Origin of the sequence: Marivita sp. (genome assembly GCF_048006345.1) — a bacterium.
GTDB lineage: Bacteria > Pseudomonadota > Alphaproteobacteria > Rhodobacterales > Rhodobacteraceae > Marivita.
This window is the reverse complement of sequence record NZ_CP180351.1, coordinates 1,269,830-1,295,000: the sequence shown is the minus strand read 5'-3', so window position 1 is coordinate 1,295,000 and position 25,171 is coordinate 1,269,830. Positions and strand designations below refer to the sequence as shown.

The 25,171-nt window shown below is 58.6% G+C and carries 22 protein-coding genes and 2 rRNA genes (1 of these 24 only partly in view); 17 read left to right on the top strand and 7 right to left on the bottom strand.

Going from position 1 to position 25,171, the window contains the following annotated elements; genetic code table 11:
• The 5 genes from ACMVPR_RS06435 to ACMVPR_RS06415 all read left to right on the top strand — a co-directional run.
• A 23S ribosomal RNA gene (locus ACMVPR_RS06435) occupies window positions 1-2,040 on the top strand (it extends 855 nt beyond the left edge of the window).
• Between the two features lie 184 nt (window positions 2,041-2,224).
• Window positions 2,225-2,339: ribosomal RNA gene (gene rrf / locus ACMVPR_RS06430) — 5S ribosomal RNA — on the top strand.
• A gap of 129 nt (window positions 2,340-2,468) precedes the next feature.
• Window positions 2,469-3,032: a class I SAM-dependent methyltransferase gene (locus tag ACMVPR_RS06425; protein WP_416882173.1), complete on the top strand. Its 564-nt coding sequence runs from the start codon at window positions 2,469-2,471 to the stop codon at window positions 3,030-3,032.
• A 454-nt stretch (window positions 3,033-3,486) separates the two neighbouring features.
• A complete protein-coding gene (locus ACMVPR_RS06420) occupies window positions 3,487-4,113 on the top strand; it encodes a helix-turn-helix transcriptional regulator (RefSeq protein ID WP_300585585.1) in 627 nt (208 codons plus the stop codon).
• A 296-nt stretch (window positions 4,114-4,409) separates the two neighbouring features.
• Complete coding sequence (locus ACMVPR_RS06415; protein WP_416882172.1) at window positions 4,410-4,931, top strand: acyloxyacyl hydrolase; 522 nt, start codon at window positions 4,410-4,412, stop codon at window positions 4,929-4,931.
• Between the two features lie 18 nt (window positions 4,932-4,949).
• On the opposite strand, the gene ACMVPR_RS06410 is transcribed toward ACMVPR_RS06415, so the two are convergent.
• The 4 genes from ACMVPR_RS06410 to ACMVPR_RS06395 form a co-directional block, all read right to left on the bottom strand.
• Window positions 4,950-5,276, bottom strand: coding sequence for a hypothetical protein (locus tag ACMVPR_RS06410; RefSeq protein WP_416882171.1), 327 nt, complete (start codon window positions 5,274-5,276; stop codon window positions 4,950-4,952).
• 13 nt (window positions 5,277-5,289) lie between these two features.
• Window positions 5,290-6,030, bottom strand: a complete 741-nt coding sequence (locus tag ACMVPR_RS06405; protein ID WP_416882170.1) for a GAF domain-containing protein — start codon at window positions 6,028-6,030, stop codon at window positions 5,290-5,292.
• Window positions 6,031-6,298: 268 nt separating this feature from the next.
• On the bottom strand, window positions 6,299-7,351 hold the full coding sequence (locus ACMVPR_RS06400; RefSeq protein ID WP_416882169.1) for an ABC transporter ATP-binding protein: 1,053 nt from the start codon (window positions 7,349-7,351) through the stop codon (window positions 6,299-6,301).
• Window positions 7,332-8,171 carry an IclR family transcriptional regulator gene (locus tag ACMVPR_RS06395; RefSeq protein ID WP_416882168.1) on the bottom strand — a complete coding sequence of 280 codons (840 nt, stop codon included), beginning with the start codon at window positions 8,169-8,171 and terminating at the stop codon, window positions 7,332-7,334. The genes ACMVPR_RS06400 and ACMVPR_RS06395 overlap by 20 nt, the downstream gene beginning before the upstream one ends.
• Window positions 8,172-8,320: 149 nt before the next feature.
• Here ACMVPR_RS06395 and ACMVPR_RS06390 point away from each other — a divergent pair, with 149 nt between their 5' ends.
• The 9 genes from ACMVPR_RS06390 (at window position 8,321) to ACMVPR_RS06350 (ending at window position 17,966) form a co-directional block, all read left to right on the top strand.
• Window positions 8,321-9,583, top strand: a complete 1,263-nt coding sequence (locus ACMVPR_RS06390) for an ABC transporter substrate-binding protein (protein WP_416882167.1) — start codon at window positions 8,321-8,323, stop codon at window positions 9,581-9,583.
• A gap of 127 nt (window positions 9,584-9,710) precedes the next feature.
• Entirely contained in the window at window positions 9,711-10,637 is a 927-nt protein-coding gene (locus ACMVPR_RS06385; protein ID WP_416882166.1) for a carbohydrate ABC transporter permease, read from the top strand.
• 88 nt (window positions 10,638-10,725) lie between these two features.
• Window positions 10,726-11,574 carry a carbohydrate ABC transporter permease gene (locus ACMVPR_RS06380; protein ID WP_300585601.1) on the top strand — a complete coding sequence of 283 codons (849 nt, stop codon included), beginning with the start codon at window positions 10,726-10,728 and terminating at the stop codon, window positions 11,572-11,574.
• A gap of 12 nt (window positions 11,575-11,586) precedes the next feature.
• A complete protein-coding gene (locus ACMVPR_RS06375) occupies window positions 11,587-12,927 on the top strand; it encodes an alpha-glucosidase/alpha-galactosidase (protein WP_416882165.1) in 1,341 nt (446 codons plus the stop codon).
• Window positions 12,928-13,701, top strand: coding sequence for an SDR family NAD(P)-dependent oxidoreductase (locus ACMVPR_RS06370; RefSeq protein WP_416882164.1), 774 nt, complete (start codon window positions 12,928-12,930; stop codon window positions 13,699-13,701).
• On the top strand, window positions 13,698-14,600 hold the full coding sequence (locus ACMVPR_RS06365) for a 2-dehydro-3-deoxygalactonokinase (RefSeq protein WP_416882163.1): 903 nt from the start codon (window positions 13,698-13,700) through the stop codon (window positions 14,598-14,600). The genes ACMVPR_RS06370 and ACMVPR_RS06365 overlap by 4 nt, the downstream gene beginning before the upstream one ends.
• Window positions 14,597-15,202: a 2-dehydro-3-deoxy-6-phosphogalactonate aldolase gene (locus tag ACMVPR_RS06360; protein WP_416882162.1), complete on the top strand. Its 606-nt coding sequence runs from the start codon at window positions 14,597-14,599 to the stop codon at window positions 15,200-15,202. The genes ACMVPR_RS06365 and ACMVPR_RS06360 overlap by 4 nt, the downstream gene beginning before the upstream one ends.
• A complete protein-coding gene (locus tag ACMVPR_RS06355; RefSeq protein ID WP_416882161.1) occupies window positions 15,202-16,047 on the top strand; it encodes an SMP-30/gluconolactonase/LRE family protein in 846 nt (281 codons plus the stop codon). The genes ACMVPR_RS06360 and ACMVPR_RS06355 overlap by 1 nt, the downstream gene beginning before the upstream one ends.
• The gene (locus ACMVPR_RS06350; protein ID WP_416882160.1) at window positions 16,044-17,966 is read left to right on the top strand and encodes a beta-galactosidase; all 1,923 of its coding nucleotides are present in this window, start codon (window positions 16,044-16,046) and stop codon (window positions 17,964-17,966) included. The genes ACMVPR_RS06355 and ACMVPR_RS06350 overlap by 4 nt, the downstream gene beginning before the upstream one ends.
• On the opposite strand, the gene ACMVPR_RS06345 is transcribed toward ACMVPR_RS06350, so the two are convergent.
• From ACMVPR_RS06345 to ACMVPR_RS06335, 3 genes are read right to left on the bottom strand one after another with little or no spacing between them, the layout of a single operon-like run.
• On the bottom strand, window positions 17,963-18,931 hold the full coding sequence (locus ACMVPR_RS06345) for a glucokinase (RefSeq protein ID WP_416882159.1): 969 nt from the start codon (window positions 18,929-18,931) through the stop codon (window positions 17,963-17,965). The genes ACMVPR_RS06350 and ACMVPR_RS06345 overlap by 4 nt on opposite strands.
• A 1-nt stretch (window position 18,932) precedes the next feature.
• Window positions 18,933-20,261 carry a GH1 family beta-glucosidase gene (locus ACMVPR_RS06340; protein ID WP_416882158.1) on the bottom strand — a complete coding sequence of 443 codons (1,329 nt, stop codon included), beginning with the start codon at window positions 20,259-20,261 and terminating at the stop codon, window positions 18,933-18,935.
• 10 nt (window positions 20,262-20,271) lie between these two features.
• Entirely contained in the window at window positions 20,272-21,297 is a 1,026-nt protein-coding gene (locus ACMVPR_RS06335) for a substrate-binding domain-containing protein (protein WP_416882157.1), read from the bottom strand.
• Between the two features lie 240 nt (window positions 21,298-21,537).
• Between ACMVPR_RS06335 and ACMVPR_RS06330 the strand changes: the two genes are divergently transcribed.
• The 3 genes from ACMVPR_RS06330 to ACMVPR_RS06320 all read left to right on the top strand — a co-directional run bounded on the left by ACMVPR_RS06330 (window position 21,538) and on the right by ACMVPR_RS06320 (window position 25,128).
• Window positions 21,538-22,806: an ABC transporter substrate-binding protein gene (locus ACMVPR_RS06330; protein WP_292264440.1), complete on the top strand. Its 1,269-nt coding sequence runs from the start codon at window positions 21,538-21,540 to the stop codon at window positions 22,804-22,806.
• 130 nt (window positions 22,807-22,936) lie between these two features.
• Complete coding sequence (locus ACMVPR_RS06325) at window positions 22,937-23,956, top strand: carbohydrate ABC transporter permease (RefSeq protein WP_300585622.1); 1,020 nt, start codon at window positions 22,937-22,939, stop codon at window positions 23,954-23,956.
• A 14-nt stretch (window positions 23,957-23,970) separates the two neighbouring features.
• Window positions 23,971-25,128 (top strand): carbohydrate ABC transporter permease, encoded by a 1,158-nt coding sequence (locus tag ACMVPR_RS06320; protein WP_416882156.1) that lies wholly within the window; start codon window positions 23,971-23,973, stop codon window positions 25,126-25,128.
• The last annotated feature ends 43 nt before the right edge of the window (window positions 25,129-25,171 follow it).

Genomic DNA, 25,171 nt, shown 5'->3' with positions numbered 1-25,171 from the left:
GTAGAGCGTCATCCGAATACCCCCGGGGGTAGAGCACTGGATGGGTAATGGGGCCCCACAGGCTTACTGATCCTAACCAAACTCCGAATACCGGGGAGTACTAGATGGCAGACACACGGCGGATGCTAACGTCCGTCGTGAAGAGGGAAACAACCCTGACCGACAGCTAAGGCCCCCAATTCATGGCTAAGTGGGAAAGCAGGTGGGACGACCAAAACAACCAGGAGGTTGGCTTAGAAGCAGCCATCCTTTAAAGATAGCGTAACAGCTCACTGGTCTAAACAAGTTGTCCTGCGGCGAAGATGTAACGGGGCTCAAGCCATGAGCCGAAGCTTCGGATGCACATAGTGCATGGTAGCAGAGCGTAGTGTGACATAGGACTACGTCTTACTGATCTTTTGCATGACTGACGGAAGTTACGAGGGTGTTCGCACTCAAGTAGCCGAAGGCGGTAGTGCAAATAAGAGGTCAGAAAAGACGAAGTCTTTTCTGTGAAGCCGGCCTGTGAGGGATCCGGTGGAGAGATCACTAGCGAGAATGATGACATGAGTAGCGACAAAGAGTGTGAGAGACACTCTCGCCGAAAGTCCAAGGGTTCCTGCTTAAAGCTAATCTGAGCAGGGTAAGCCGGCCCCTAAGCCGAGGCCGAAAGGCGTAGGCGATGGGAACCACGTTAATATTCGTGGGCCAGATGGAAGTGACGGATCTCGAAGATTGTTCCTCCTTATCGGATTGGAGGGGCCGTTCAGAGGTTCCTGGAAATAGCTCCATCATCAGACCGTACCCTAAACCGACACAGGTGGACTGGTAGAGCATACCAAGGCGCTTGAGAGAACGATGTTGAAGGAACTCGGCAAAATACCTCCGTAAGTTCGCGAGAAGGAGGCCCGGTTCCTAGGCAACTAGGGGCTGGGGGCACAAACCAGGGGGTGGCGACTGTTTATTAAAAACACAGGGCTCTGCGAAGTCGCAAGACGACGTATAGGGTCTGACGCCTGCCCGGTGCCTGAAGGTTAAAAGGAGGGGTGAGAGCTCTGAATTGAAGCCCAGGTAAACGGCGGCCGTAACTATAACGGTCCTAAGGTAGCGAAATTCCTTGTCGGGTAAGTTCCGACCTGCACGAATGGCGTAACGACTTCCCCGCTGTCTCCAACATCGACTCAGCGAAATTGAATTGCCTGTCAAGATGCAGGCTTCCCGCGGTTAGACGGAAAGACCCCGTGCACCTTTACTACAACTTCGCACTGGCATCAGGATTGTGATGTGCAGGATAGGTGGTAGGCTTTGAAGCAGGAACGCCAGTTTCTGTGGAGCCTCCCTTGAGATACCACCCTTCGCACTCTTGATGTCTAACCGCGGTCCGTTATCCGGATCCGGGACCCTGCGTGGTGGGTAGTTTGACTGGGGCGGTCGCCTCCTAAAGCGTAACGGAGGCGCGCGAAGGTTGGCTCAGAGCGGTCGGAAATCGCTCGTTGAGTGCAATGGCAGAAGCCAGCCTGACTGCAAGACTGACAAGTCGAGCAGAGTCGAAAGACGGCCATAGTGATCCGGTGGTCCCAAGTGGGAGGGCCATCGCTCAACGGATAAAAGGTACGCCGGGGATAACAGGCTGATACTGCCCAAGAGTCCATATCGACGGCAGTGTTTGGCACCTCGATGTCGGCTCATCTCATCCTGGGGCTGGAGCAGGTCCCAAGGGTACGGCTGTTCGCCGTTTAAAGAGGTACGTGAGCTGGGTTTAGAACGTCGTGAGACAGTTCGGTCCCTATCTGCCGTGGGTGTAGGATACTTGAGAGGAGTTGCCCCTAGTACGAGAGGACCGGGGTGAACGATCCACTGGTGGACCTGTTGTGGCGCCAGCCGCAGTGCAGGGTAGCTATGATCGGAAAGGATAACCGCTGAAGGCATCTAAGCGGGAAGCCCCCCTCAAAACAAGGTATCCCTGAGGGCCGTGGTAGACCACCACGTCGATAGGCCGGAGGTGTAAGCGCAGCAATGCGTTCAGCTGACCGGTACTAATGGCCCGATAGGCTTGATTTGATCCAGTAACAACAAAATCGTCCTCCGCAAAGCGGACACGATTGGTGGCACGCAGGGTATGACGCAGTCATGCCCGTTGCCACACCGTGGAACAGCGCACAAACGCCAACCACAACTGGAACAACGACCAAAAGCACTACACCAGCAATGTGCACATGACTTGGACAACACACTCTTTACTCGGTTTGGTGATCATAGCGTGAGCAAAACACCCGGTCCCTTTCCGAACCCGGCCGTTAAGTGCCACCGCGCCAATGGTACTGCGTCTCAAGACGTGGGAGAGTAGGTCATCGCCAAACCTAGTAAAGAGTGAATGTATCTCTCTAAATCGATACCCAAACATATAGTCAGAACGATCCGCGCATTGTTGACAATGCAGGGCACCCGGTCGCAATTTCGTGCCACGGGAAGCAACCTTGGTACGTCTGATGCGCCGACTTGAACCGTTGCAGATCACCTTGTCTGATGACACGCCTGCCGCACAGGCACTGACACTTATCCAAAACGCCAAAAGCCTTGCGGAAGAGATGCAGGGCTTACAGGGAGAAGACCGCATTCCGAGCCTTGTCACCTCGAACGGTCTCATTGCCTGGCGGTTTCTTCAGTCCGCCGCAGCACATATCCAGACAGATGCACCACGCTTTTGCGAATGGGGCAGTGGCATTGGAGTTGTGAGTTGTCTTGCGGCACTGCGCGGATGGGCGTCGACCGGTGTTGAAATCGAACCGCGCCTCATCGAGGTATCGCGTCAACTGGCAAAATCGCATGACGTTAACGTCAATTTTCGGCAGGGCAATTACCGGCTGGACCGCGGCGATGACGCAAACGCGGCAATTGAGTTCGATGTCTTGGGGTTTGACATCATTTACATTTATGCGTGGCCTGCCGAGCGTCAAGCTGTGACTGAAGCGATTGCCCGACATGGGGCACCCGGGCTGATTTTCCTGCGATACGGTGGTGGACTACAATGCGATGCATTTCGCGTCGTGTAACCGGGGATTTCTCGTCAACGCGAACGCAGAAATGCGCTTTTTGATTTTCGGATGAACAATTTTCTGGTGCATCGACACCACACAACAACGCGTTTTCTGGGTTTTGGATACTGTCGATTGGTCGCCGGAATTAGTGCCGTCACGCTGACAATACCGTCTTTTTTGTGCTTTTTGTTCTGTTTAAGCCAACGACCAGCGTGACGCGTACGACCTCTGCTGGGTAAATATCGTTTGACAGACACGGTTTAGAGCTGTGGCCAAGGATTTTCTCTTTCGGGGTCTGATAAAGCACCTCGATAGGTCAGGTCTGCAAACTTTCGCTCATTTAAATTTTGTCCATTGACCGTTTATGTTGATCTCTGGTTTCATAATACTACCTAAGGAGGTGTAGCGTACTGAGTTTACGACCATCTGGTGGTCAAAGATCACTGTAAAAAGACACAGGATTACGCTCATGACCCACACTAAAAAACTAAACGTTCTCATCATCGAAGATCGCGCTCTCATCTCGGACCTGCTCTCGTTGAGCCTGGAGGAAACGGGTGACTTCGAAACCACGTCAGTTTCCACTGTCAAACGCGCGTTTGAGGTCAAGGCCGACAAGAAGTTTGACTTGGTTATGTTGGAAACCAGTTTGGCAAATCCCGTTAAAATTCGGGACGTGCAAGACATGGTGCAACAATTTGATCCTGCCAAAGTTGTGCTTTTCGGCAGATCCACAATCCCCATGTTCGCGCAAAACTGCCTGGATATTGGCGTTTCTGGCCTGATTCCCAAGCAGTTTTCTCTCGAAGCGCTTATCCTTACTCTGAAGCTGATTCATACCGGGCAAAAATTTATTCCAAGTGAACAGCAAATGGCTACGGTTTCGGATCAGGCTATGGATCGGTGTTCTCTTTCGCGTAAAGAATTCGATGTTCTGAAAAAGCTCACCGAAGGACTTTCGAACAAGGATATAATGGTAATTCTGGGCTTGTCTGAATCCACGGTGAAAATGCATATCCGGTCGATTTGCAAAAAACTTGGAGCCACAAATCGGACGCAAGCTTTGGTTTTTGCCCAGAGACACGGCTTGATATAGCGTTTCGACGTTCCTGCGCCCACAGTGTATCGGGTGCAAATGTTCAGTGTCGTCAAATTCGGTCAGTGCAAGGTGACAGCGGTGGAGCCGAGGCATTTCCTGCTTGCTTGACAGAAAGCGATCTGTTGGGCCGCTCCATCGCGATGTTCCCGTCAAGAGGAGCGATGTACCCACGACGCGCGGCGGTGCGCGTTGCATAAGCGTTTTGGCCGCAATGCCGACGGTGAAACTGGACAAGCGAACGCATTTGGCCCATCCCTCGGGTCAGAAAACCTCTGGCAAGGACGGATTCCCGAATGGCTGACGGCACATTTGCAGCATTGCTCTTCATCATTGGCCTGACCGACATGAGCATGAACCATTGCGGGACGCAGGCGGGCTGTCTGGGGAAATCCGACGCCACGCCGCGGTTCTCGATCTCTGGGGGCGAGGTTCTGGAGCGGCGAGCCGATCCTGCGGGAGAGGTGTATCTTCGCTACGATCTTGGCCATAAGCGTGGGCCGTTTGGGAATGCCGCCGGTTTGTCGATCGGCGAAAACGGAGAGACGTGGATCGGATTTGGTTCCACCTACACGATCCCCTTTGGCCGCAGCGGCGCATATGCTGAACTGCATTCCATGCCGGGACTGTATTTCGACAATGGCGGCTTCGACCTTGGCGGACCGATTGCATTCCGGTCCGGCATCGAGGTCGGTTACGAAAACCGGCGCGGCTGGCGGATGGCGCTGACCTATGACCATCGGTCGAATGCGGGGATCTACGACGACAACCCGGGCATCGAGACAGTTCAGTTCAAGGTTTCTGTGCCATTGAACTGACGCAGAAACGTTTGCGCGTCAGGACGCTAAATTCTCCATCACGGCGTTTGTCGCCTCGCGTTCGTAGCGGAAGACCGGGATCGCCTGAAAGTCCATCGTGTGACACTTCAGGCTTTTGCGCAGATTTTCGAACAATTCAACCTGTGCTGTCTGAAAGACCTTCATATCTGATGCTTCGTCAAAATTGACCGTCACGTACAGAGCGCCTTCTTTGCACAGAAGGACGTTGAGAGCCGTCATGTTGAACTGCGCAATCTTCCCGCCCAGCTCTTCGGCAACATAGGACGCGGCGATCTTTCCCTCGGCGAGGGTGGATGTCTTAATTTGATAAATCTTGGTATACATGTCGTGTCCTGTTTCAATCGATCATCGCAAAAAGGTCTTCGATATCGACTGCGGTGCGTTGCGCCAGTGCCTGGCGACGGAAGGTTGCGGCGTGCAGACCGTGCTCTGCCTGAATTTCCCGACCCTTGGCGGTCAGGTCCGGTGCGTTGTTGTTCAATGCGACGATGCCCCATTGCGCCAGTCGCTCAAGCTCTTGGCGGTTAACGGGTTGGCCGGAACACAGGTTCAGGAAATTCTCCAATTCACTTGGGCGCAGGTCCGGGTGATTGCGATGGAAATACGCCGCGAGTTTTGCCATGCGTTCTGTGACAGCATCGCGCTCTTCCATTTGTAGCGTGACAAGCAATGTCAGGTTGTTCGCCAAAGCCTGCATCTGTTCGATTTGGAAAGGCTCCATGGAGCGGGGTTTGTAGTCGACTGTGCACAGGGTTCCCAGAACGAGACCATCTTGTGTGACCAAAGGATAGGCGCCCCAGAAGACCCAATTCGGAGATGCCGTGACCAATGGGTTGTGCTTGAGCTTTGGATGCTCCCGCAGATCTGGCACGATCATAGGCTGTGTTGATCCAAGAGCGTATTGGCACAGCGTCAGGTGGCGCGGCACTTCATCAGCGTCGAGCAGCCCGTTGAAATCCTTGGCAAGAAAGAACTGGCGATTATCGTCAAGCAACCCCGTATACGCGACAGGGCAGTCGGTGATGAGTTTCGCAAGATCGACATAAAGGCCGTATCGGTCTTCCTGGTGAACATCCATTACGCCAGACCGAAGAACCCTTGCATTTCGCGCCGCCTCATTTGCCGGCAGGGGCGCTGCTTCGAATTCCGTTTTGGTTTCTGACTTATCAATATTTTGAGACACTTTTATCGCCCTTTGTTTTCCAATTCCCGTATGGGACATAAGGAAAAGACGACGCAAAAAAATATCTCTTTAGGGCTGGGAGCAATCTCTTTGGATACAGCCTGAACGCAAGGCAAAACGAGCTGCGCAAACCCTTTATTGTGCTTGGAAATTTGTGTGGAATTTACCGCAGCCGTAGTTCGGATGTCGCATCGAACAGATACATGTGGTCGGGATCAACCACGAGATCGACTTGATCGCCAATTGCAGACCTCTTGTCCCCACGTTCCTCGACAATGATCTTCCCGCCATCCGGTCCGATCAGGTGAACATAGGACACACCGCCAAGGCTTTCCGTCAGGTCGACCCGGTGCGACGATCCTGCTTTCAGCGACAGATGCTCCGGCCGCAGACCGATCAAGACCTCTTGGCCGTCTTGCGCTGATCCTGTCTTCGGCACCGAATAGGTCAAACCGTTGGACATGACCTCACCGCCCTTGACGGTCCCACGGATGAAATTCATCGACGGAGATCCGATGAACCCTGCAACAAAGCGGTTGTCGGGATCGCGGTAGAGTTCCATCGGGGCGCCCACCTGTTCGATGCGACCAGCGCGCAGCACGACGATCTTGTCGGCCAGCGTCATCGCTTCGACCTGATCGTGGGTCACGTAGATCATCGTGGCACCAATCTCCTTATGGAGCCGCGCGATCTCGACCCGCATCTCGACGCGCAGTTCGGCGTCGAGGTTCGACAGCGGCTCGTCGAAAAGGAACACCTCAGGCCCGCGCACGATGGCACGACCGATGGCCACGCGCTGACGTTGACCGCCGGACAGGGCTTTGGGCTTGCGCTTGAGATAGTCGTCCAGCTTGAGGATGCGGCTCGCCTCGGCGACCTTGGACTTGATCTCAGATGACGGATGGCCGGTCATTTTGAGCCCGAACCCCATGTTCTCCTCGACCGTCATGTGCGGATACAGCGCATAGGTCTGAAATACCATCGACACGCCCCGGTCCGATGGGTCGAGCCGCGTCACATCACGGGCACCGATGCGGATCGTGCCTTCGGTGGTTTCCTCAAGCCCGGCCACCATCCGCAACAGCGTGGACTTGCCGCAGCCCGATGGCCCGACGAAGACGCAGAACTCCCCATCCTCAATGTCCAGATCGATCCCGTGGATGACCTGCGTGTTGCCATAGCGTTTGATGACAGAGTCAAGCGTCACTCCGGACATGGGACATCTCTCCGTTGTTGTGGGGGGTGGGCTGCGCAGCAGATCGCGGGAACAGCCAGCTTTCCGCATCGCGGGCAATCGCGGACGCGGCTTGCTTGAGCCGCGGCCCGAGGCTGCGCAGCGTGTCGAGATTGGTGCGCCGGGTGGTGCCTGTGACGGACAGGGCGCCGAGTGGGCGAGACTGTGAATTGAGGATTGGCACAGCGACACAGACGATGCCGATCTCGTGTTCCTCCCGGTCAAAGCTTAGTCCTTCGGCGCGGATCTCTGCCAATTCGCGTTGCAGGCTGGCGGCAGAACCATGCGTGGCCGAGGTGAACTGGTGCCAGCTTTGCTGGGCGAGGGCGGTCTGCAATTCGGGCTCTGGCAGGAAGGCCAGCATCGCCTTGCCCACCCCCGTGCAATACGCCGGGCCGACTTTGCCGGCCTGACTGAACATCTCGACCGGATCGCGGGCGTTGCGCTTGTCGACATAAAGCACCTGCGCGTGGTCCAGCTGCGCAAGGTGCACGGTTTCCCCAGTCTCCGCGCTCAATGCATCCACATGCTGTCTGGCGACTGGCGCCAGCGAGGACTGCGCCCAGGCGGCATGAGCCAGACGCACAAGCCTCAAACCAGGCGCGTAGGTTTGTCGGTCGGGATCGTATTGCAGCATCCCCTGATTGGTCAGGGTCTGCACGAATCGGTAGAGCGTGGCTTTCGGCATGTCCGACTCGGCCAGCAATTCACCGAACCGCACGGGCCGACCGTAGGACGCAATCTGGTCCAGAACGGACAGGGCTTTGCCCACGGTTCCATCGTTTCGTTCAACCGACGCCATCTTCGCGAAATCCTCCCTCGCCGCAGGTCGCGTCCTGACGGCTGTTGACAACCATAGGCGAGTCGCTGTTATGATTTCAATATGCAAAACAAGGTTTCAAATAATGGAACCAATCTTGCACCAGAATTGGGAGCATAAGGGAGGACACCATGCGTTCCACATTGAAAGCGTCAGCACTGGCGCTGACGGCTGCACTTGCAGCCTCATCGGCGTTTGCCGGAAGCCATTCGCTCAGCGGCGATTTGAAAATTTTTCTCGATACATCGAACCCGGCACCGCGCGCGACAATGGAAGCCATGATCGGCCGCTTCCAGGACATGCACCCGGATCTCAACATCGAAACCACGGTGATCGACCGCGAAGCCTACAAGACCCAGATCCGCAACTTCCTGACCGCAGACGCACCGGACGTGGCGACATGGTATGCCGCCAACCGCATGCGCCCCTATGTCGAGGCAGGTCTGTTTGAAGACGTGTCCGACCTCTGGGCTGAGCCTGCGATTGCCGCCAACCTCGCCTCCACCAAGGGTGCGATGACAATCGACGGCAAGCAGTGGGGCGTGCCCTATACCTACTACCAGTGGGGCATCTACTACCGCAAAGACCTCTACGACCAGTTCGGTCTGAGCGAGCCAACCAACTGGGACGAGATGAAGTCTAACTGCCAGAAGCTGCTGGACAATGGCGTCAAGTGCTACACCATCGGCACCAAGTTCCTCTGGACCGCTGGCGGCTGGTTCGACTACCTGAACTTGCGCACACATGGCTATGATTTCCATATGGAAATGGCTGCTGGCGATGTGGCGTGGACCGACGACCGCGTGCGTCAGACCTTCGCCAACTGGCGCGAGCTGATCGACATGGGCGCCTATGTCGACAACCACCAGAACTACTCCTGGCAGGAAGCGCTGCCCTTCATGGTGAACGGTGATGCAGCCGCCTATCTCATGGGCAACTTCGCCGTGGCCCCGCTGCGCGAAGCGGGTCTGACAGATGATCAGCTCGACTTCTACCAGTTCCCGGCGATCACCGAAGGCGTCGCCATGGCAGAAGACGCGCCGACCGACACGTTCCACATCCCGGCCAATGCCAACAACAAGGAAGCGGCACGGGAATTCCTGCGCTTCGTGGTATCGGCGGAAGAACAGACCGTCATCAACAACGGCCAGAACCTTGGTCAGCTGCCGGTGAACGCGTCCGCGTCGATCGACGACGACAAGTTCCTCGAGCAGGGCTTTGCGATGTTGTCCTCCAACAGCCCGGGCGGCGTGGCGCAGTTCTTTGACCGCGACTACCCGGCGGAAATGGCAGCCGAAGCCATGCAAGGGTTCCAGGAATTCATGGTGTTCCCGGACAACCTTGATGACATTCTGGCCCGCCTCGAGCAGGTGCGCCAGCGCGTCTACAAGTAAGCCAATGGGCCGGGCACAAGCCCGGCCTACACCAAACCGGTAGGCCGGGCATTTGCCCGGCACACCCCGGCCCATCCGCAAGCCGCAGCCCCGGCTTTCGCGTGGCCCGTGTGGAGGAGACCCGACCATGACCACCGCAACCCTGCAGGACACTGACCCGCCCAAGCGCGGTTGGTACAAGCGCAACGAAATCGCGGTCACGCCGTGGCTCTTTCTTGCGCCCGCCATCCTGTTCTTTGCGGTCTATGTCATCATCCCGATCTTCCAGAGCTTTTCGATCTCGCTTTACGATTGGGACGGGTTGGGGCAGGCAGAGTATATCGGCCTCGCCAATTACCAGGAGCTGATGAACGATCGTGCCTTCGAGGTGTCGCTCTGGAACAACCTCAAATGGCTGGTCTGCTACCTGCTGGCGATCCCGGCGGGCCTTTTCATCGCGCTTTTCCTGAACCAGACGGTCACAGGTATCCGCATCTACAAGTCTCTGTTTTTCTTTCCATTTGTCCTCAGTCAAGTCGTCGTCGGCCTCGTCTTCGCGTGGTTCTACCTGCCGAATGAAGGGCTTTTGTCGGCCATCGTCGGATGGTTCGGCTTTGGCCCCGTGAACGTGCTGGGCGATCCGTCATGGGCGACCTATGGCATCATCCTTGCGGGCCTATGGCCGCAAACGGCCTATTGCATGATCCTTTACCTCACCGGCCTCAACGCCGTGGATCCTGAACAGGTCGAGGCAGCTCGTCTGGATGGCGCCAAGGGCTGGAAGATGCTCTGGTACGTCATCATCCCGCAACTCAAGCCCGCCACCTTCATCGCCTTTGTCGTGACAATCATCGGCGCTTTGCGGTCCTTTGACCTGATTTCGATCATGACCAATGGCGGCCCCTTCGGCCAGACCCGCGTTCTGTCCTTCTACATGTTCGAAAAGGCACTGTCGGAATACGGCTTCCGCATGGGCTATGGCGCGGCAATCGCGGTGGTGCTGTTCCTCATCATGCTGGTCTTCATCGCCTATTTCCTCTGGTCGATGTACCGCGAAGAGAAGGGGGGGCATTGAGCATGTGGGAACCGACAGGAGCCTCCGGCGGGAGTTTATTTGGCAAGATGAAGTTCATGTCGTCCTGCAATAAAGGGGGGGGTGTCTAATGTTCCCGCGTCCCATCCAACAGGCCAGCCCCGCTGCGCAGACCGCCTATAAGACGATGCTGCCCATCGCGCTGATCATGTGGCTTTTGCCGTTGATCGCGGTGGCAGTGTTTTCGATCAAACCGGCATCCGATTTCACCCAGGGCAATTACTGGGGGATGCCCGGTTCGTTCGAGCTCTTCAGCAATTACGGGCAGGTCTTCTTCAACTCTGACATGCCGCGTTACATGCTGAATTCAGTGCTGATCACCGTGCCCACGGTGATTGGGGCTGTGGCCTTGTCGGCGATGGCGGGGTTTGCGCTTGGGGTCTACAAGTTCAGGTCGAACATCTGGGTGTTCTTCATGTTCGTGGCGGGGAATTTCGTACCGTTCCAGATCTTGATGGTGCCGGTGCGCGACCTGACGCTGGACCTTGGGCTGTATAACACCAAGACGGGCCTCGTGCTCTTCCATATCGCGTTCCAGACCGGGTTCTGTACGCTCTTCATGCGCAACTTCATCCGCGCCCTGCCGTTCCCGCTGATCGAAGCGGCGCGGGTCGAGGGCGTCGCAGAGTGGCGCATCTTCTGGTACGTGGTGCTGCCCCTGATGAAGCCCGCGCTGGCGGCGCTCGCCGTGCTGATCTTCACCTTCATCTGGAACGATTATTTCTGGGCCATCGTTTTGACCCAGGGGCCGGACGCGCAGCCCGTCACCGCTGGCATCACCAGCTTCAACGCACAATACCGCGCCGCCTATCACCTGATGAGCGCGGGCAGCATCGTGGCAGCCCTGCCGCCGGTGCTGATGTTCTTCCTCATGCAGAAACACTTTATCGCGGGCCTGACCTTGGGCGCGGTGAAATAAGGACCAAAGACCATGACACGCATCGCCTTTATCGGCGCAGGCTCGACGATCTTCATGAAGAACATCGTAGGCGACGTTCTTCACTTTCCGGCGCTGGAGGGGGCCACCTTTGCGCTGATGGACATCAATGAGCAGCGGCTCGAGGAATCCGCGCTGGTGGCGCGCAAGCTGATCGCCGCATCAGGGCGAAAGGCGCAGGTGGAGACCTCGATGGACCAGCGCCGCGCATTGGCGGGCGCGGATTTCGTCGTCACCGCGTTCCAGATCGGGGGCTATGAGCCGTCGACCGTGATCGATTTCGATATCCCAAAGCAATACGGGCTACGCCAGACCATTGGCGACACGCTGGGTGTCGGCGGCATCATGCGCGGCCTGCGCACCGTGCCGCATCTCTGGCGAGTTGCGGCGGATATGGCAGAGCTGTGCCCGAACGCCACCCTGCTGCAATACGTCAACCCGATGGCGATCAACACTTGGGCGCTGGCCGAACGCTATCCTCATGTCAAGCAGGTGGGGCTGTGCCATTCCGTACAGAACACGGTCCAGGAACTGGCGCATGATCTCGATCTGCCGAAAGACGAAATCCGCTACCGCGTGGCCGGTGTGAACCATGTGGCGTTCTTTCTTGACCTGACGCACAAGGGCAAGTCGCTCTATCCCGCGCTGCGGGAGGGCTATCGCAACGGCAGCCTGCCCAAACCACCGCTGCTGATGTCGCGTTGCGCCAACAAGGTGCGCTACGAGGTGATGGAGCATCTTGGCTACTTCTGCACCGAAAGCTCTGAACATCTGGCCGAATATGTGCCTTGGTTCATAAAGTCAGGCCGGGAAGACCTGATCGACACGTTCAGCGTGCCGCTGGATGAATACCCCAAACGCTGCATCGAACAGATGGCCGATTGGGCGGATCAGGCAAAGGCTTACCGCACGGCGGATCAGATCGAGTTCAAGAAAAGCCATGAATTCGCCGCCGAGATCATGAACGCGATGGTCACAAACCAGCCTTACACGATCTATGGCAACCTTCCGAACCGGGGGCAGGCACCGCAACTGCCCAAGGGTGCGGCGGTGGAGGTGCCCTGCATGGTGGACGCAAACGGCATCCAGCCCACGGTGATCGACGACATCCCGCCGCAGCTGGTGGCGCTGATGCGCACACAGATCAACGTACAGGAGCTTGTCGTTCGCGCGCTGATGGACGAAGACATCGAACATGTCTACCACGCCGCCATGATGGACCCACACACCGCTGCCGAGCTGGACCTGCGCCAGATCCGCAGCCTAGTGACCGATCTCTTGGCTGCGCATGGTGACATGCTGCCAGAATTTACCCGACTGAAGAAAGCCGCTTGAATGACCAGCTACGCGACATTCCACGACCTCAAGGATGCCTCCGTTTTCATCACCGGAGGCGGTTCAGGCATTGGCGCGGCCTTGACGGACGGGTTTCTGGGGCAGGGCGCAAAGGTCGCCTTTGTCGGCCGATCAGATGCATCGGGTTTCGTGGCCGAGATGGACGCCAAGCACGGCACAGCACCGCTCTTTATTCAGTGCGACATCACCGACACCGCGGCACTTCAGTCCTCCATCGCGCAGGCGGCAGAGGCGCATGGTCCGATCACCGTGCTGATCAACAACGCAGCCAACGACAAACGGCATATTACACTCGACGTGGATGCGGAGTTCTGGGACTGGTCTCTGTCCATCAACCTCGACGCCTATTTCTTCGCCTGTCAGGCAGTCATTCCCGGCATGAAGCAAGCGGGCGGTGGCGCGATCGTGAATTTCAGCTCCATCAGCTACATGATGGGGAACGCAGGTTACGTGGCATACACAACTGCAAACGCAGGCATCACCGGCATGACCCGCAGCCTTGCGCGCGAATTCGGACCGGACAACATTCGTCTGAATGCGCTTGCCCCCGGCTGGGTGCTGACGCCAAAGCAGAAAGAGCTTTGGGCAGATCCGGCATCCCTTGCAGCGCATCTCGATAGGCAATGCCTTAAAGAGCATCTCGTGGAGCAGGACGTGGTGGATGCCACGCTGTTTCTGGCGTCAAAGACCAGCCGAATGATGACTGGCCAGACGCTGGCCGTGGATGGCGGTGTGGTCACGGTGGCGGCATGACGGACTGGCTTGCCGTTGATTGGGGCACCTCCCACCTGCGCGTCTGGGCGATGACGCAGGGCGGCACGGTACGGACCCGCAGGGTGAGCGATGCGGGGATGGGAACACTTGGCCGTGACGGGTTCGAACCTGCGCTGCTCGATCTGGCCGGGGACCTGCTCGACACTGGGAAGACCCCGGTTGTTGTGTGTGGCATGGCCGGTTCGCGCCAGGGCTGGGCCGAGGCGAAATACGTGGCTACGCCGTGCACTCCGCCGGGGATCGACCGCGCAACCCATGTACCAACCAGAGACCCGCGTCTTTCGGTCCACATCCTGCCCGGAGTCAAACAGACCAACCCGGCGGATGTGATGCGCGGAGAGGAAACGCAGATCGCAGGGTTTCTTGCGCTCAACCCGAAATTCGATGGCGTGATCTGCCTGCCGGGCACCCACACCAAATGGGTCCATATCAGCGCGGGCGAGATTGTCAGCTTCCGCACCTTCATGACCGGCGAGTTGTTCGCGCTCCTGTCGCAGCAATCGGTTCTGCGCCACACGGTGGCGGGGGACGGCTGGGACGCAAGTACGTTTGCTGATGCAGTGTCGAACGGAATGTCCAACCCGGCAGAACTTGCCGCGCGGCTTTTTTCCATACGTGCCGATGGCTTGCTGAACGATCTTCACGCGGATCAGGCCCGCGCGCGCCTGTCCGGTCTGCTGATCGGCGCGGAACTCGCCGCTGCGCGACCCTATTGGCTCGGCCAGCATGTGGCGCTCATTGGCGATGACAAACTCTGCAAGGCCTATGCCGATGCTCTCGGGGCCCAAGGCCTGCCCGTTGAACGCACAGACGCGGAACGCATGACGCTGGAAGGGCTCAAAGCGGCCTACGCAGCGCTCAAGGAGACCACCCAATGACCCGCAAGATCATCGCCATCCTGCGCGGGATCGCACCGGCTGAGGCCGCGCCGATCACCGAAGCGTTGATCGAGGCAGGGATCACCTCCATCGAAGTGCCGCTCAATTCGCCCGATCCGTTCACGTCGATCAAGCAGATGGTGGACGCCTTCGGGCAGACTGCTCTGATCGGTGCAGGCACGGTGCTGAACCCCGACGATGTGCAGCGTCTGCACCAGATCGGCGCGGGCATGGTGGTGTCGCCCGACTGCAATCCGCGTGTGATCGTGGCGACGAAACAGGCGGGTATGAAAAGCTATCCCGGCGTGATGACGCCCACGGAATGCTTTACCGCGCTGCGCAATGGGGCAGACGGTTTAAAACTGTTTCCCGGTTCCCTGATCGGGCCAGAGGGGTTGAAGGCGATCAAGGCGGTTCTGCCACCGGGCACCGAGACCTATGCCGTGGGTGGTGCCGGCCCATCGAATTTCGCGGACTGGCGCGCGGCGGGTGTGGACGGGTTCGGCATCGGGTCCGCGCTCTACAAACCCGGCGCATCTGTTGCCGAGATCAAAACCCGCGCGGCAGAGATTGTCGCGGCCTATGACGCGGTGATGTCCTGATGACACAGGTTTTCAGCAACACGGTCTGCACCCTCGGTGAAGGCCCGCTTTGGCATCCCGAAGAACAGGTCCTTTACTGGTTCGACATCCTTGGCAAACGGCTTTACCGCAGCGATGGTATGAATGAGCAAAGCTGGGACTTTGACGAACACGTCTCTGCCGCTGGTTGGGTCGACACGGGTGTCCTGCTGATCGCCAGCGAAACGTCGCTTTCGGTGTTCGAAACCGAAACGGGGGAAAGCACCTATCTCCATCCACTCGAGTCCGACAATCCGGTCACCCGGTCGAACGATGGCCGCGCCGATCCATGGGGCGGGTTTTGGATCGGGACCATGGGCAAGAATGCCGAACCGGGGGCAGGTGCGATCTATCGTTATTACGACGGCATGCTGACCAAGCTGTTTGACAAGATCACCATTTCGAACGCCATCTGCTTTGCGCCGGACCGCCGCCACGCGTTTTACACCGACACGCGCAAGCGCAAGATCCTGAAAGTGGCGCTGGACGACGACGGCTACCCGGACGGCAAACCGACGCTGTTCACCGATCTGACCGCCGCCGAACTGAACCCTGACGGTGCGGTCGTCGATGCCGAGGGTAATCTCTGGGTCGCACAGTGGGGCGCGTCACGTGTGGCCTGTTATGGCCCTGATGGCGCCTTCATCCGCGCCGTTGCCGTGCCCGCGTCGCAGGCCAGTTGTCCGGCCTTTGGCGGTCCGGATCTGAGCACACTTTACATCACAAGCGCCGCAGAAGGGCTTGATCCTGCGGGTGATAATGATGGCAAGACCTTCGCCATCCCATCGGGCACCAAAGGCCAGAAAGAACACCAAGTCATCTTATGAAACGCACGCTTGGCACCTGCTACTATCCCGAACATTGGCCGCGCGCGATCTGGGAGGAAGACGCCGCCCGTATGGCCGCTCTTGGTCTGACTTGGGTCCGCATCGGCGAATTCGCGTGGTCCCGGATCGAACCTGCACAGGGCGACTTCCGATGGGACTGGCTGGACGAGGCGATCCAAGTCTTGGGCGCTGCGGGCCTCAAGGTCGTGCTCGGCACACCGACGGCCACACCGCCGCGTTGGGTCTGTGACAAACATCCGGACATGTTCGCGGTGGATGCGCAGGGCAACCCGCGCGGGTTCGGCTCGCGCCGCCACTACTGCTTCAGCCACGAGGGCTACCTTGACGAATGCCGCCGCATCGTCACTGAAGTGGCCAAGCGCTATGGCCGGAATGCGCATGTCGCCGCATGGCAGACCGACAACGAATACGGCTGCCACGACACGATCCTGTCCTACTCGAATACTGCCCGTCAGGCGTTCCAGGGCTGGCTGCGGGCGCGGTATCCCGGTCAGGGTAATGATGGCGACATCGACGCGCTGAACGACGCGTGGGGCAATGTGTTCTGGTCGATGGAGTATGACGATTTCGAACAGATCGACCTCCCCAACCTGACCGTGACTGAACCGAACCCGGCCCACGTGCAGGCGTTCCGACGGTTTTCCTCGGAACAGGTGGCGCGCTTCAACCGTGTGCAGGTGGAGATCATCCGCAAGTATTCCGACGCGCCGATTTCGCACAATTACATGGGGCGGATCACCGATTTCGACCATTTCGCGGTGGGCGAGGATTTGGAGATCGCAACATGGGACAGCTACCCGCTGGGCTTTCTCGAAGACCGCGTTGGCGCGTCCGCCGAGGAACAACGACACTATGCCCGTCAGGGCGATCCCGACTTTCAAGCGTTTCACCACGATCTTTACCGCGCGGTCGGTAAGGGCCGCTGGTGGGTCATGGAACAGCAACCCGGCCCGGTGAACTGGGCCCCCTACAACCCGGCACCATTGCCCGGCATGGTCCGTCTCTGGACATGGGAAGCGTTTGCCCACGGGGCGGAGGCGGTCTGTTACTTCCGCTGGCGGCAGGCGCCCTTTGCGCAGGAACAGTTGCACGCGGGCCTCTTGCGCCCCGACAGTGTGATCGCGCCGGGCTATGTCGAAGCGGAGCAGGTGGCACAGGAACTGGCCGACGCGCCTGACGTGTCGATCACCCAAGCCCCGGTTGCGCTGATCTTCGACTATGATGCAGCCTGGGCGTGGCAGGTTCAGCCGCAGGGGCAGGGCATGGACTATTTCGGTCTGGTCTTTGATCTCTACCGTGCGTTCCGGCGGGCAGGAGTGAGCGTGGACATCCTTCCGCCAACCCAGCGCGACTTTTCGGGGTATCGCGTCGTCGCAGCGCCCGGAATGATGACCATGCCGGATGACCTGAAGACCGCACTTGCGGAAAGTGATGCCGAGGTTCTGATCGGCCCGCGCTCCGCCGCCCGCGATGGCGACTTTACGATCCCCGTACCGCTGCCGCCCGCATGGCCGGGGCTGGACGTGACTGTGTCACGACTGGAAACCCTGCGCCGCGACATGCCGATCCCCGTTGGCGGCGGGGGGCACGTTAAGAACTGGTTCGAGCATCTCGAAGGTGGGGCGGAAACCGTCTTTGCGACCGACAGCGGTATGTCCGTTGCAATGCGTTCCGACACCACCACCTATTGCGGTGGCTGGGGGGATGATGCGTTTTTTGACCGTTTGGTAAAAAACATCTGCGACCAAGCCAAGGTGGATACCATCGCCCTGCCCATGGGCGTGCGCCTGCGTGACACAGGGGCAGAACGGTTTTGGTTCAACCACAATCCACACGATGTTGAGATTGCTGGAAAAATCCTTGGACCGGCAGGTGTGATCCGCGAGCTGAAGGCTTAACCCATCAGCTCCATCAGATGCGCCGCCGATCCGGTCAGGGCGGCGTAATCGTCATCGACCAGATGCACCGGGAACTGTTCCATGAACTCCGAGAACCGTCCCTTGTCGTAGAACGCCTCGCGGAAGCCCAACCGTTCCAGATGCGGTGCAAAATGGCGTGCTACTCCGCCGATCAGGTAGATGCCGCCAAACGGCAGATGCACCAGCGCCAAATTGCCCGCAGCACGTCCCATCATGCGGATGAACATGCGTGCTGCGTCTTCGGCGATCTGGCTGGAGCCATCGTTCACCGCCTGCATGATCCCGCCCGCATCCAGCGGCGCATCCACGCCAGCTTCATCGCTGAGCCATTCGTAGACGCGCTCAAACCCGCGCCCCGACAGCACGTCCTCGAACCCCGGTGTGCCGTGCTTTTGGGCGATCCAATCCAAGAGCCGCAACTCGTCGCTGTTCTGCGCGGGCAGGGACACGTGACCCGCCTCGGACGGAGGAACCAGAGTACGTTCGTCCAGACGGTAGACCGCCGCCGCGTTCATCCCCGTTCCGACACCGATCACCAGCCGTGCGGCGTGATCCCCGGCTTTCTGCCCCGGCAGGATGGTCTGCAACACGTCGGGCTTCAGATGGTCCAACGCGTGCCCTTGCGCCTGAAGGTCGTTCAGGACCGCGACGGTTTTCGCCCCCGTCGCCTCGGCCACCGACGCACGGTCGACGGTCCAGCTGAGGTTCGTCAACTCGCCCACGCCATCTCGTACCGGCCCGGCCATTGCCACGCAGGCGGCATCCGGCACCACGGTCTGATCCGCCATATAGGCCCGCAGCACCGACAGCAGATCGGGGTGCTCGGCATTGCGAAAGCGTTTGATGGTTTCGGTCCGAACGATGCCGCCATCCGTCAGCGCGACACGGGTATTCGTGCCGCCCAGATCGGCGACCAATGCGGTCAGGGTTGTGGTCTTGGTCATGTCAGGTCCCGGTCAGCGCGGATTTGAGCGCGTGATAGGAGGATTTGGGCGTGCGGTCCAGTGTGTCGAAATCCACATGCACCAGACCAAAGCGTTTCTCGTAGCCCAACGACCATTCGTAATTGTCCATCAGCGACCAGATGAAATAACCCTTTACCGGGGCCCCTTCCGCCATAGCGCGTTGAACGGCGGCGACATGCTGGTTGAGGTAGTCAATGCGGTGCGGGTCTTCGACCACACCGTTTTCGATTACGTCAGGTGCGGCCATGCCGTTCTCAGTGACATAAAGCGGCAAATCCCCGGTGTATTCGCGCGCGGTGCGGGTGAGGAAATTGTAAAGCCCATCGGGATAGATCTCCCAATCCATGAAGGTCTTGGGCAGGGGGCCTTCGACCTCGTGATGGCCGGGCCACGGGCCATCGTTCGGCGCAATGATCTTGCGCGTGTAGTAGTTGATGCCGCACCAGTCGAGAGGGGCTTGGATGATGCCGAAATCCTCCTGCCAGCCCTTGGGCATATGCGGCTCCAGCCCCTCCATGACGTTCTCAGGATACTGGCCCTTGAACACACCCGACATGAAGAAGTGGTTGTAATAGCCGTCATAGAGCGCTGCTGTTTTCTGCGCAGCTTCGCTGTTATCGACAGGTGTGGCCCATTCCATGTTGAACACCCCGCCAAGGTTGTTCATGCCCAAGCCGCGCATCGCCTGTATCGCGGTGCCATGCGCCTTGAGAACATGGTGCATCGCATGGGCCGTCGCGCGGATGTCGCGCAGGCCGGGGGCGTGATGTCCAAGGAAATGCGAAAGCCAGCCAACGCACCAAGGCTCGTTGATCGGCGCGACCGAATAAATCCGGTCACCAATCCGGCCCATGATCACCTCGGCAAAGTCGCCAAACCACTTTGCGATGTCCGGATTCCGCCAGCCGCCCAGATCGGCCAGCGCCACCGGCAGTTCCCAGTGGTAGAGCGTTGCGCAGGGTTTCAGACCGCGTTCGAGCATCGCGTCGGTCAGACGGTCGTAGAAATCCAGACCTTCGGAGTTGGGCGCGCCGCGCCCCTCGGGCATGACCCGCGCCCAACTTGTCGAAAAGCGGTAGGCGTCGATTCCTGCATCCCTGACCAGATCGAGGTCCGCTTCGAACCGGTGATAGTGGTCACAGGCCCGATCGCCGTTTTCCGCGCGCACGACATTTCCGGGGGTCGCCGCAAAAGTGTCCCAATGGGTTTTGCCCGCCCCGCCAAAGGCATGACCTTCGATCTGGTAGCTGGAAGTAGCAGTGCCGAACAGAAAGTCGTCAGGGAAATCCTGCCGTGTGAAGTTCAACATGGGATGTCCTTCAAGTTGCGGCGGGTCCGGTGGACCGGCCGATGATCAGGTCTGCTTCGAGCAGGCGGGTCTTGGGCGCTTTTTGGGGCAGGGCGATCAACGACAGCAGCATGTCGGCCGCCTCAGATCCGGCATAGCGCACCGATGACCGCAACGCGGTGAAAATTGGCACATCATCCCCATTCTCGAGATAGCTCAGCGCGTCGTCATGGGTGATGATGGACACGTCCCGCGCCAGCACAAGCCCCGCCTCGTGAACCGCACGGCGCACGCCAATGGCCGTGATGATCGACGAACAAACAAAGGCAGTGGGCCGGGTCGACCGGGACAGCATCTCCTTGGCGGCGCGGTAGCCATAGATCTCGGTCATTTCCTCGCTGCGCATCAGGCTGGCATCAATGGAAATACCGTGGTTGCGCAGGGCCGTTTCATAGCCCTTGCGCCGCCGAAAGGCGAAATCCATGTGCTCGAGACCATTGAGCAGCGCAATACGCTTGTGGCCGAGTTCGATCAGAAACTGCGTTCCGCGTTCGAAGGCGCCACGGTTGTTCACATCGATCCACGAATAGGGCAGGTTCACATCCGTCGACCGCCCGTGCACCACGAAGGGCAGGCCGATGCGGGACAGAAGCGCTATGCGTTCGTCGTTGATCACAGGGCCATGCACGATGATGCCATCCACGGTGCCGCGCGCCCGGATGTCTTCGTAAGCGCGGGTCTCGTCACGGTCCGGCACCAGCTTGAGCATCATGTCATAGCCCGCCCGCGCATAACTTTCTCCGGCCCCCGCGATGAAATCGCCGAACACGGGGTTCACCATCTCATGCTGGTTGGAGACCGGGATCACGTGTCCAATGGCAAGCGCACGGCCCGTCGCAAGCCCCTTGGCGCGCAGATTGGGCCGATAATTGAGGTCCTGTGCAGCCTTCAAAACGCGGGTCCGGGTGCTTTCGCTGACTTCGGGATATCCGTTCAGCGCGCGACTCACAGTGGTCTGCGACAAGTTAAGATGTTCCGAAAGTTGCTTGAGATTCACGGCATTTTCCAAAGCGCTTTGATTTTCGCCTATAGATTAGACACAAAATCAGGCGTGAGGAAAGCCCCTTTACGCGCGCAAAATTTCTGCAAAGCAGCATAAAACAATGGTTTTTTCCTGATATCACCGGATTGACACACGCTAACAAATCGGGGAGTTTTAAGCATCCAAAGCGCTTTGGAGTGATTCCGGCGCGGGGGATGAGTCAGGCGCTAACATGCGCAACTTGGGAGGTACCTCATGAAAAAGACGCTCACATCGAGTGTGGCGGTTGCCGCGCTGTGCTCCAGCGCCGCATTTGCCGAAGATCTCACTGTATTCGGCCCATGGCTTGGCCCGGACCAGGCCAATGTCGAGGCGGTTCTGTCCGATTTCGCCGCGAAGTCCGGTCACAACGTCAGCTATGTCGGCTCCGACAGTTTTGAACAGCAGATCGTCGTTGATGCCGAGGCCGGTTCGGCTCCGAACATCGCCGTTTTCCCGCAGCCGGGTCTGGCGTCGGATATGGCCGCGCGTGGCTTCCTCACACCGCTCAAGGATGGCACCGCTGACTGGGTGCGCGACAACTACGCCGCCGGTCAGTCCTGGGTCGATCTGGGTACCTATGCTGGTCCGGACGGCGCAGAGGACCTTTATGGCTTCTTCTACAAGGTCGATGTAAAATCGCTGGTCTGGTACTCGCCCGAGAACTTCGAGGATGCTGGCTACGAGATCCCGACCACCATGGAAGAGCTTAAAGCGCTGACGGATCAGATCGTTGCCGATGGTGAAACGCCATGGTGCATCGGTCTGGGGTCCGGGGGGGCAACCGGCTGGCCAGCGACCGACTGGGTCGAGGATATGATGCTTCGCACCCAGACGCCCGACGTCTACGACCAGTGGGTGTCCAACGAAATCCCGTTCACCGACGAGCGCGTTGTTGCTGCGATCGAAGAATTCGGCGCATTTGCCCGCAATGACGACTATGTGGCCGGTGGGGCCGGGGCCGTGGCCTCGACCGATTTCCGCGACAGCCCGAAGGGTCTCTTTGCAGCACCGCCGCAGTGTTACATGCACCGCCAGGCATCGTTCATCCCGGCGTTCTTCCCGGAAGGCACCGAAGTGGGCGCGGATGCGGATTTCTTCTACTTCCCGGCCTATGCGGGCAAGGATCTCGGCTCTCCGGTTCTGGGTGCAGGCACGCTTTGGGCCATCACCAACGAGAACCAGGCCGCACATGATCTGATCACATATCTCCAGTCGCCCGAAGCGCATGAGATCTGGATGGCGAACGGTGGCTTCCTGACACCGCACAAGGGCGTCGACCTGTCGAAATTCTCGACCGAAGCTGCGGCCAACATGAACCAGATCCTTCTGGACGCCACCACGTTCCGCTTTGACGCCTCCGACCTTATGCCGGGCGGCGTGGGTGCAGGCACGTTCTGGACCGGTATGGTCGACTATGCCGGCGGCAAGGATGCGGCCACGGTTGCCGGCGAAATCCAGTCGAGCTGGGACGCGCTGAAGTAAGCGACTTGCAATAATCCAGGACTGCGCGGGCATTCGCGCAGTCCACACCTACAAAGCTGCAAAGCCAAAACCCGTTTTAAGGGACCACCAGTGGCACACACTGGATCAGCACACATTTTGGGAGGGACAGATGAATCCCGCAATTCAAGGTCTGTTGACCATTGCCATCGGCGTCGGCGGTTGTCTGAGCTATTTCTACTTTTCCAACCAGATTTTGGACAAGGTGGTATTTCCCGCCAAAGGTCCGAATGCTGGCAAGAACATCAACCGCGCCAATCTTGTGCGTCCGTGGTTGTTCCTGTTGCCAGCGGTTTTGGCACTGGGTCTTTACCTCGCCTATCCGGTGGTCGAGACGATCCGCCTGTCGCTGACATCGCGCGAAACCCTGCCTGACGGGACCACGGTCTACAACTTCGTCGGCCTTGCGAATTACGCGCAAATGTCGGCTGACCCGAAATTCTGGGAAGCCTTGGTCAACAACATGTTCTGGCTGATCGTCGTTCCCGCCATGTCGACCGCTTTTGGTTTGCTGGCTGCACAGCTGACTGACCGGATCTCATGGGGCAATATCGCCAAGTCGCTGATCTTCATGCCGATGGCGATTTCCTTTGTCGGGGCTGCTGTGATCTGGAAACTGGTCTACGACGCGCGCCCGCCGGGCACCGAACAGATCGGCGTGCTGAATGCCATCTATGTCTGGCTGACGGGCAATGATCCGCAGCAATGGCTGACCACGCCATTCTGGAACAGTTTCCTGCTGATGATCGTTCTGATCTGGATCCAGACCGGCTTTGCCATGGTGATCCTGTCTGCCGCGCTGCGCGGCATCCCGGAGGAAACCATCGAAGCGGCCATTGTCGACGGGGCCAACCCGTTCCAGATCTTCTTCAAGATCAAGATGCCCCAGATCGCCGGCACCATCGTCGTGGTCTGGACGACCATCACGCTCGTCGTGCTCAAGGTGTTCGACATCGTGTTTGCCATGACCAACGGTCAATGGGGCACGCAGGTTCTGGCCAATTACATGTTCAACCAGTTGTTCGTCGCCCGCGATTGGGGCGTAGGGTCGGCCAGTGCGATGATCATCATGCTGCTGGTGACGCCGATCCTGTACTGGAACGTGCGTAACGCGCGCAAAGAAATGCGCTGAGGGAGTTAGGGACAATGGACAATATCGCTGGTACCAAATCCTCTCTCACCTGGGCGGTTCACATCTCGGTCGCGTTGCTGGTCGCGCTGTGGCTCTTCCCGACGGTCGGTCTTTTCGTGTCGTCCTTCCGCACGGCAGACCAGATTGCCACTTCGGGCTGGTGGAAGGCGCTGTTCCCCACGGAACAAAGCCTCACCCTGCGCACTGCTGATCCCGATACGCAGACTCTGGTCGATGGGGTCTACGTGATCGAGGGCAATCTGTTCACGGGTGAAGACCTGTCTGAGGACATCGACATGTCTGCTTGGGGCACCTCGTCCCGTGATGTTGGCGCCTATGCACCGGGTGACACGGCCGAGCTGCGCGATGGTGAGCAGATCACTGTGCAGGCCAATGGCGATTACCGGCTGGAAAGCCCGGTTCAGATGGAAGGCAACCGGGGGCAGCGGATCTTCGTGACCGCCGAACTGCCCCCGGATTTCACACTGGAAAACTACGAGCAGGTTCTTCTGTCCGGAAACGCGACCGACAGCATGGCCAAGGCGTTCTTCAACACTATGACCGTGACCATTCCGGCGACCATCATTCCGATCGTGGTGGCGGCCTTCGCGGCCTACGCATTGGCTTGGATGGATTTCCCGGGCCGGGCGTTGCTGATCGCCATCGTCGTAGGGCTGCTCGTGGTGCCGCTACAACTGGCGTTGATCCCGCTGCTGAAGCTGCATCTCGGAATTGGCATCGGCAAAGGTTATCTGGGGACATGGCTGGCTCATACGGGGTTCGGTCTACCCTTGGCGATCTATCTCTTGCGCAATTACATGGTCGGCCTGCCACGCGACATCATCGAAAACGCCCGCGTGGACGGCGCAACCGAGTTCCAGATCTTCACCAAGATCATCCTGCCGCTGTCGTTCCCGGCACTGGCCAGCTTTGCGATCTTTCAGTTCCTGTGGACATGGAATGACCTGCTGGTGGCCAAGGTGTTCCTGATCGATGCGACAGGTCAGACCACGGTGATGACCAACCAGATCGTCGAACTTCTGGGCACACGCGGCGGCAATTGGGAAATCCTTGCCACGGCAGCTTTTGTATCCATCGCGGTGCCGCTTCTGGTGTTCTTCGCGATGCAGAAATACCTCGTGCGCGGCCTGCTGGCCGGATCGGTAAAATAACGCGTCCCGCCCAAGCGGCGGGGCCAATTCTCACAACGCATCT